The following is a 354-nucleotide window of genomic DNA, read 5'->3' on the forward strand; positions in this document are numbered from 1 at the left end:
GAAATGTATGTCGTCAAGCGCCGGGTATCGAACATCCTGGTTTTCAAACCGGATGGCGGCGGAACGATCAGCGACAGCATGGTCAGCATTCACCCGACCTGGAAAGCCGTGGCGGACGGGATCTGCATCAGGACCGAGCCGCAGGCTGCGGAAAAATGCCTGATGCTGAAGCGGACCAAGGAGGGCATCGAGGCGTCTCAAGGCGGCAAGGCGGTCTTCATATTGAAGCGCTGATATCTTCACCCGTCTTCGCCAGGCGCGCCTGTGTGGCCAGCGCGTCGGCGCGAACATTGCCGGCGATGCCGGAATGCGCCTTGCACCAGTTGACGGTGATCTGGTCGTTCTGCTGAAGCT

General features: G+C 60.2%; 2 protein-coding genes. One reads left to right on the forward strand and one right to left on the reverse strand.

The genetic code is table 11. The features are described 5' to 3' along the window. Nucleotides 1-234: hypothetical protein (locus SCA31_RS22690; protein WP_410699308.1), on the forward strand; the 234-nt coding region annotated here is incomplete at its 5' end. On the opposite strand, the gene SCA31_RS22695 is transcribed toward SCA31_RS22690, so the two are convergent. Continuing rightward, nucleotides 218-354, reverse strand: a 137-nt coding sequence (locus SCA31_RS22695; protein WP_410699309.1) for an RNase H family protein, incomplete at its 5' end; no start/stop codon positions are given. The two genes, SCA31_RS22690 and SCA31_RS22695, sit on opposite strands and share 17 nt — an antisense overlap.

It is taken from the genome of Chryseobacterium sp. SIMBA_028 (assembly GCF_046535285.1).
Classification (GTDB): domain Bacteria; phylum Bacteroidota; class Bacteroidia; order Flavobacteriales; family Weeksellaceae; genus Chryseobacterium.